At 72.2% G+C, this 7,326-nt stretch carries 7 protein-coding genes and 1 pseudogene; all 8 read left to right on the top strand.

Annotation, left to right across the window (positions count from 1 at the left end; all coding sequences use genetic code 11):
- Positions 1-392: pseudogene (locus tag QR77_RS34840) on the top strand (hypothetical protein); the annotation flags it as partial.
- Between the two features lie 78 nt (positions 393-470).
- The gene (locus tag QR77_RS34845; RefSeq protein ID WP_040026006.1) at positions 471-908 is read left to right on the top strand and encodes a phage tail protein; all 438 of its coding nucleotides are present in this window, start codon (positions 471-473) and stop codon (positions 906-908) included.
- Positions 909-914: 6 nt separating this feature from the next.
- On the top strand, positions 915-1,718 hold the full coding sequence (locus QR77_RS34850; protein WP_040026007.1) for a LysM peptidoglycan-binding domain-containing protein: 804 nt from the start codon (positions 915-917) through the stop codon (positions 1,716-1,718).
- Between the two features lie 11 nt (positions 1,719-1,729).
- Positions 1,730-3,610, top strand: coding sequence for a VgrG-related protein (locus QR77_RS34855; RefSeq protein WP_040026008.1), 1,881 nt, complete (start codon positions 1,730-1,732; stop codon positions 3,608-3,610).
- 162 nt (positions 3,611-3,772) lie between these two features.
- Complete coding sequence (locus tag QR77_RS34860; RefSeq protein WP_052489791.1) at positions 3,773-4,006, top strand: PAAR domain-containing protein; 234 nt, start codon at positions 3,773-3,775, stop codon at positions 4,004-4,006.
- Positions 4,007-4,011: 5 nt separating this feature from the next.
- Positions 4,012-4,422, top strand: a complete 411-nt coding sequence (locus tag QR77_RS34865; RefSeq protein WP_040026009.1) for a GPW/gp25 family protein — start codon at positions 4,012-4,014, stop codon at positions 4,420-4,422.
- Positions 4,419-6,371 (top strand): putative baseplate assembly protein, encoded by a 1,953-nt coding sequence (locus QR77_RS34870; protein ID WP_040026010.1) that lies wholly within the window; start codon positions 4,419-4,421, stop codon positions 6,369-6,371. The genes QR77_RS34865 and QR77_RS34870 overlap by 4 nt, the downstream gene beginning before the upstream one ends.
- Entirely contained in the window at positions 6,371-6,949 is a 579-nt protein-coding gene (locus tag QR77_RS34875) for a phage tail protein (protein WP_040026011.1), read from the top strand. Before QR77_RS34870 ends, QR77_RS34875 begins: the two co-directional genes overlap by 1 nt.
- The last annotated feature ends 377 nt before the right edge of the window (positions 6,950-7,326 follow it).

Here is a 7,326-nt window from a genome sequence, read left to right on the forward strand (position 1 = left end):
CCGGCGCCTTCCGCGACGCCGGTTCCGTCGCCGTCGCCGCAGGGGTGGCCCAGCGGCTCGCCGACGGCAGTGTGGTCTTCGGCAACCCCTCGGTGATCCAGCGAGAGACAGAGACCACCGAGCCCCCACCGCCGGACCCGCCGACAGAAATGGAAGCAGTTCCGGAACCAGAACCGGAACTCGATCCCGGCCCCGGAGGCGAGTTCCCCGACGCCCGTACGGATCCGGGCGCGACGGCCACCGCAGGCGCCGGCGGCGGCGCGGGCGGCAACGCCCCGCCCGTCACCGACGAACTCGTCCGGGCGCTGTACGCACCGCTGAGCCGGCTCCTCAAGGCGGACCTGCGCCTCGAACGCGAACGCGCCGGCTTCCTGATCAACACCAGGCACTGACAGCCACCGACGGCACAGCCCCATACAGACCCACGCAGATACACGCAGACCCACGGAAAGCACGGAGAGGTACGCGTCATGACAGAGTCCGACAACGGCGATCCGGCCGTCAGCGTCTGCTTCGTCGTCACCATCGACGACATCGAGTTGGGCTCCTTCAACACCTGCGACGGCCTCGGCTGCGAAGTGGTCCTCGAAGCCCGCGAGGAGGGCGGCAACAACGGCCACATCTGGCAGTTGCCCACCCGCCTCAAGTACTCGAACGTGAAGCTGTCCCGGCCGCTGACCCGCGACACGGAGCGGGTCGCCAAGTGGTTCGCGAGCATGACGACCGGCTTCAGCCGTAAGACCGCGCACATTGAGGCCCGTACGGGCGACGGCCGCCGGGTCGCGCAGTGGGGACTGCTCGAAGTGGTGCCGGTGCGCTGGACAGGGCCGTCCTTCACGCCCGAGTCGCCCAAGGTCGCGATCGAGACGATCGAGATCGCCCACCACGGCTATGTGATGGAGGGCTGAGCGCCGATGAGCGGGCCCATCGCCTTCAGCGTGGCAGGCACCTCGGGTACGGCGTCCTCCCGGGTGCCGGGGTCGGCGCGCCCCAAGTTGGAGCACGCGTACCTGGAGCTGCGCACCCCGCCGGCCGGCGGCGGCCTCACACCCGGCGGGCCCTGCGGCCGTATCGACTTCCAGTTCAACCCGAAGGAGTTGAGCCTGACCAAGGCGGCGTCCTGGAAGCGCACCCCGGCCAAGGGCGCGAAGAGTTCGGGGCCGCCGGAGTACCAGGGGCCGCAGCCCAGCAAGCTCACCGTGGAGATGTTCTTCGACGCGAGCGACACCCAGGACAGCAGTGTGGTGACCTCGGTGGAGAAGCTGTTCGCCTGTTGTGTGCCGACGAATGAGACGAGGCAGCAGCAGCGGTCCTCACCGCCCTGGGTGGTGTTCCACTGGGGCGGCCTCACCGGCTTTCCGGGGTATGTGAGCCAAGTCCAGGCGAAATACACGCTCTTCACGACCTCCGGGGTGCCGATCCGCGCCCTCTGCCAGGTCACGATGGAGGAGATCAGCGGGGAGACGCCGGGGCAGAACCCGACCTCGGGCGCGCTGGCGGCCCGGCGGATGCACCGCGTCCACTCGGGCGATTCGCTCCAGGGCCTCGCCCACCGTGAGTACGGCGACCCGGCGGCGTGGCGTGTCATCGCCGAGGCGAACGGCATCGACGACCCCATGCGTCTCGTCAACGGACAGGAGTTGCTGTTGCCCGCCCTGGACGAGCTGGGCCGGCTGGAGGAATCCGAACGCGCCGGACTGCCGAGCGGGAAGCACTGAGGTGGGGGCGGATGGCCCAGCAGAGTGTCGCCAAGTCACTGGTGGTCGAGTTCGGTGGCAGTCCGCTGCCACCGGCTCTCGCCAACACACTGGTCGAGGGGTACGTGGACGACAGCCGTACGCTGCCCGATCTCTTCGTGCTGCGCTTCCGTGACGCGGGCCGGACCCTGCTGGAGCAGACCGGGCTCAAGATCGGCGGCGAGGCCCGGCTGCTCGCCCACTCAGGCGACACCTCGCCCACACCGCTGCTGACCGGTGTGGTGACCGCGCTGGAGGTCGAACTCGACGACACCGGCACCTTCACGGTGGTGCGCGGACTCGACGAGTCGTACCGGCTGTTCCGGGGCCGCAGGGTCACCGCCTACCGGAACATGACACTCGCCGACATCTGCGGGCAGGTGGCGCAGCGTGCCGGACTGCGCCCGGGGACGGTCGACGTCGCGGGGCCCGTCCTGGAACATGTCGCCCAACCCAACATCAGCGACTGGGAGTTCGTACGGGGGCTGGCCGAGGACGCGGGCGCCCAGGCGTACGTCCTGGACGGCGGCCTGCACATCACCAGGCCGACTGAGGCCGCCGGCGCGCCCGACAGCTCGGCGCGCGCCGAACAGGACTCGCTGGTCCTGGAGATGGGGAGCAACCTGCTGCGCTGCCGGGCCGGGGTGTCCGCCGCCGAGCAGGTGTCGGAGGTGGAGGTACGGGGCTGGGACATCGCGGCCAAGCAGCCGCTGGTGGGCCGGGTGCCGGCGGGGCGGGCGCAGACGCTGGACCTGGGTGTGACGGCCGCCGATGTGGCCGAGCCCTTCGGGGAGGCGAGCTTTGTCGTCACGGACGCGGCGTACGGCACCCAGGCCCAGGTGGACCAGGCGGCGAAGGCGCTGGCGGAGCGGATCGCCGGGTCGTTCGCGGAACTTGAGGCGGTGATCCGGGGCAATCCACAGGTGCGGGCGGGCAGCGCGGTGGCGCTGAACGCCGTCGGCGCGCCCTTCGAGGGCCGCTACACGGTGACCTCCTCGCGGCATGTCTTCGACGCCGTGCGCGGCTACGAGACCTGGATCACCGTATCCGGGCAGCAGGAGCGTTCGCTGTTCGGCCTGACCGGCGGCGGCGGAGGAGCGGGTAACGGCGGGAGCGCCGCCGGGCGTTGCACCGGTCTGGTCAACGGCACGGTGACGGACACCCAGGACCCCGACGGCCTGGGCCGGGTCAAGGTCCGCTTCCCCTGGCTGTCGGACGAGTACGCGAGCGACTGGGCGCGTACGGCGCAGTCGGGCGGTACGGGCGGCGGTGACGCGTTCATCCCCGAGGTGGGGGACGAGGTCCTCGTCGGGTTCGAACAGGGCCACCTGGACCACCCGTACGTCCTCGCCGGGCTCTACAACGGCCAGGACAAACCGTCCCAGGGCAGCGGCGGCGCGGCCGAGGGCGCCGAGCTGGTCGATCCGACCAGCGGCGCCGTCAACCGGCGGGCCTTCGCCTCCAAGAGCGGCAACCAACTGGAGCTGCTGGACTCGGCGAACGGCCCGCAGGGCGTACGACTGTCCACGGGCGACGGGAAGTTGACGATCGACCTCGACCGCAAAGGCACCACGGTCGTCGTCAACAGCGACGGCAGTGTGGAGATCAAGGCCGGGAAACAGGTGTCGATCACAGCGGGCAGCGGAGTGGCCATGGACGCGGGCCGGGGCGCGCTCGAACTCACCGGCGACTCAGTGAAGTTGACGGCCCGCACGGGAATCCAGGTGGACGGCGGCACCGGAGCGCTGCGGCTCGCCACGAACGGCTCCCTCGACGTCCAGGGCGGCCAGGTCGCCGTCAGCGGCACATCGCGCACCGAGATCAAGGGCGGCAGTTCCTGCTCCATCAACGCACCGATGGTCAGGATCAACTGACTCCGCGAGCAGGCGGGGCGAGAGGAGCACGCACAGATGTCCGCAGCACCAGGCTCAGCCTCAACTCCCGGCCCGGCAAGGACCGGCCCGGCAAGGACCGGCCCGGCACCGGCCGGAGCAGCCGCGGCCCGCGTCGGCGACCCGACAGGACACCCCGGCACGATCGGCTCGCCCGGTGTGAACTCGGTGCTCATCGGCGGCCGGCCAGCCGCCACGGTCGGTACGCCGCACACGTGCGCTGTACCGCCGCCCGCCGTCCACGCACCGTCAGCGATCGCCGGACCCGGCAGCTCCACCGTGCTGATCGGCGGCCGGCCCGCCGCCCGCGTCGGGGACACGGCGGCATGCGGTTCGCCCGTCGTGTCCGGCTGCCCGACCGTACTGATCGGGGGCTGAGCGCCGTGGGGGAGCAGTTCATCGGTGCGGGCTGGGCCTTCCCGCCGCGTACGGACGCCACCGGCTCCATCGCCCTCGTACGCGGCGACCGCGCCCTGGAGGAGTCGATCAGGCTGATCCTGGCGACGTCGCCGGGCGAGCGGCCGATGCGGCCCGAGTTCGGCTGCGCCGTCAACGACTACGTCTTCGCTCCCGCCGACGCGGGCACGGCCGGTCAACTCGCCTATGAGGTACGCCTCGCGCTGGAGCGGTGGGAGCCGCGTATCGAGGTCGACGAGGTGACGGTTCGCTTCGACGAGGCGGACAACGGAGTGCTGTACATCGACATCAGCTACACGGTGCGCGGCTCCAACGACCCCCGGAATCTCGTTTTCCCGTTCTATGTCATCCCGCAGCACGAGGAGGACGGCACGTGACGCTCCCCAGCCCCGATCTGGACGACCGGCGCTTCCAGAGCCTGGTCGACGAGGCCAAGCGCCTGGTGCAGCAGCGCTGTCCCGAGTGGACCGACCACAACGTCTCCGACCCGGGCGTGACACTGATCGAAGCCTTCGCCACCATGGTCGACCAGCTCGTCTACCGGCTCAACAGGGTGCCGGAGAAGAACTACTTGACCTTCCTCGACCTGATCGGCGTACGGCTGTACCCGCCGACGGCGGCCCGCACCGACGTCACCTTCCGGCTGTCGGCGCCCCAGCCGGAAGCGGTACGCGTCCGGGCGGGCACCGAGGTCGCGACGGTCCGTACCGAGACCGAGGAGGCGGTCGTCTTCACCACCGGCCGCGATCTGGCCATCGTGCCCTGCGACTTCGCGTACCTGGCGACCAGGGCGGCGGACGGCGAAGCGGTCGACCGTACGCAGGAGTTGGCGCTCGGCCGCGACGTGCCGTGCTTTGCCCCGGCCCCGGCGCCCGGCGACGCGCTGTACGTCGGCCTGTCGAACGAGGTGCCGGCGGGCGTCGTCGTGCTGCGGCTCGACTGCCGTGTCGAGGGCGTGGGCGTCGACCCGCTGCGCCCGCCGCTGCGCTGGGAGGCCTGGGACGGCACCCAGTGGCGTGGCTGCGAGATCGAGAAGGACGACACCGGCGGCTTCAACAAGTCCGGCGAACTGATCCTCCATCTCCCGCGCACCCACACCGGATCGGCCGTCCTGCGCCGGACCGGCGGCTGGCTGCGCTGCCGGCTGCTGGAGCCCGAGCCGGGACAGCCGGGCTATGTGGCGCCGCCGACCGTCCGCCGGATCAGCGCCTTCACCATCGGGGGGACCGTCGAGGCCGCGCACGCGGAGACGGTGCGCGAGGAGGTCCTCGGCCCCTCCGAGGGCGTACCCGGGCAGAGCTTCCAACTCGCCAGACCGCCCGTGGTGCCCGGCGACTTCGTCATCGAGGTGGCGGACGTGGAAGCGGGCTCGGGGTGGGCCGACTGGACCCGCGTCGACGACTTCGCCCACTCGGGACCCGACGACCGGCACATCACCCTGGACCCCAACTCCGGCCGCGTCGACTTCGGCCCCGCCGTACGCGAACAGGACGGGAGCCTGCGCCACTACGGCGCAGTGCCGCGCAAGGGCAGCCCCGTGCGGGTGCGCGGCTACCGGACAGGCGGCGGCAGGCGCGGCAATGTCGCCCGGGGCGCGCTGCGCGTCCTGCGCAGCTCACTGCCGTTCGTCGCGCGGGTGGAGAACAGGCGCCCGGCGCTCGGCGGTGTCGACGGCGAGACGGTGGAGAGCGCACGCGTACGCGGCCCGATGACCCTGCGGACCCTGCACCGCGCCGTGGTTCCGCACGACTACGAACTGCTGGCCCGCGAGGTCGCCCCCGACGCGGCGCGCGTCCACTGCGTCCCCGTGGGCCGGGACGCCGAAGCGGGCGGAGTGCGGCTGCTGGTCGTACCGTCCGGGCGCGGCGACGAACAGGGCCGTATCCGCTTCGACGAGCTGATCCCGCCGCCCGACACACTGGAGCAGATCACCCGCCACCTCGACGAACGCCGCCCGATCGGCGCGCGGGTGATGGTGGAGCCGCCGTTCTACCAGGGGGTGACGGTCGTCGCCTCCGTAGGGGCCCGCAGGGGCGCGGTGGTCGAGCGGCTGCGCGAGGACGCGCTGACCGCGCTCTACGGCTACTTCAACCCGCTGACCGGCGGCCCGGACCGGCAGGGCTGGCCGTTCGGCCGGCCGATCCAGGCGGGCGAGGCGTTCGCCGTGCTCCAGCAGGTGCCGGACGTGGACCTGGTGGACGACGTACGGCTCTTCCCCGCCGACCCGGTCACCGGGCAGCGCGGCGAGGCGACCACCCGGATCGCCCTCGACCGGCACGCGCTCGCCTTCTCGTACGAACACCAGCTCCGGGTCAGGGAGGCGTGATGCGAACGGCCGTGGAAGGACTGCCCACCCCGCACCCCCTGGTCGAGCTGCTTCCCGCGCTCTACCTGGAACAGGACTTCGTCCTGCGCTTCCTGTCGGCGCTGGACGACGTACTCGCCCCGATTCTGCTGACCCTCGACAACCTGCCCGCGCATCTCGATCCGCGCAGCGCGCCCGAGGACTTCCTCGCCTGGGTGTCCCAGTGGGTGGCCGCCGAGCCGCACGGGGAGGAGTCGCTGGAACGGCGGCGGGCCGCGGTGACCGAAGCGGTGGCCAGGCACAGCCGCCGGGGGACGCGCGGCGGCCTCGCCGAGGCGATCCGCCGGCAGACGGGGATCGAACCGGAGATTTCGGAGAGCGGCGGCTCGGCCTGCTCGCCGACGCCGGGCACCGAACTGCCGGGCGAGGAGCGGCCGTGGGTGGTCGTACGGCTGCGGGCACCCGACCCGGGGGCGGTGGACCGGGTCAGGGCCGAGGAGCTGATCGAGGAGCAGGTGCCGGCACACATCGGCTACGCGTTGGAGATCCTGCCCGCCGACGGCGGCGCGGGCACCGGTCCGGTGGGGGAGCGGCCATGACCTGCCCGGAGTGCGGACACCGGAACGCGCCGGGGGCGGCGTTCTGCACGGCGTGCGAAGCGTTCCTGGAGTGGGGGGACCAGGGGCGGCGGGGGAGCGGTGAGTCCTCTGGCGCGGGTGAGTCCTCCGACGCTGCGGATACGAGGGGTACGGCGGCGCCCGACGACGGGCCCCCGCCACCGGCCCCCGATCCCGCTGGTCCAGATCCCGCCGCCCGTGTTCCGGCCGCGCGTGTTCTCCACCCACCGGCGCACGCTCCGTCGACGTCCCCGGACACCGCTGCCCCGCGCCGCCCCGGCGACGACCGGCTGACCACCTCCGTACCCGGCCCCGAGGAGGAGCCCGAGGCGCCCGCGCCGCAGCCGGGCCCCGTACCG

The organism is Streptomyces sp. 150FB (assembly GCF_000818195.1).
In the GTDB taxonomy this organism is placed as follows: domain Bacteria; phylum Actinomycetota; class Actinomycetes; order Streptomycetales; family Streptomycetaceae; genus Streptomyces.

Coding starts and splice junctions, on each gene's coding strand:
- QR77_RS34845 (WP_040026006.1), top strand. CDS start 471: ATGACAGAGTCCGACAACGGCGATCCGGCCGTCAGCGTCTGCTTCGTC.
- QR77_RS34850 (WP_040026007.1), top strand. CDS start 915: ATGAGCGGGCCCATCGCCTTCAGCGTGGCAGGCACCTCGGGTACGGCG.
- QR77_RS34855 (WP_040026008.1), top strand. CDS start 1,730: ATGGCCCAGCAGAGTGTCGCCAAGTCACTGGTGGTCGAGTTCGGTGGC.
- QR77_RS34875 (WP_040026011.1), top strand. CDS start 6,371: ATGCGAACGGCCGTGGAAGGACTGCCCACCCCGCACCCCCTGGTCGAG.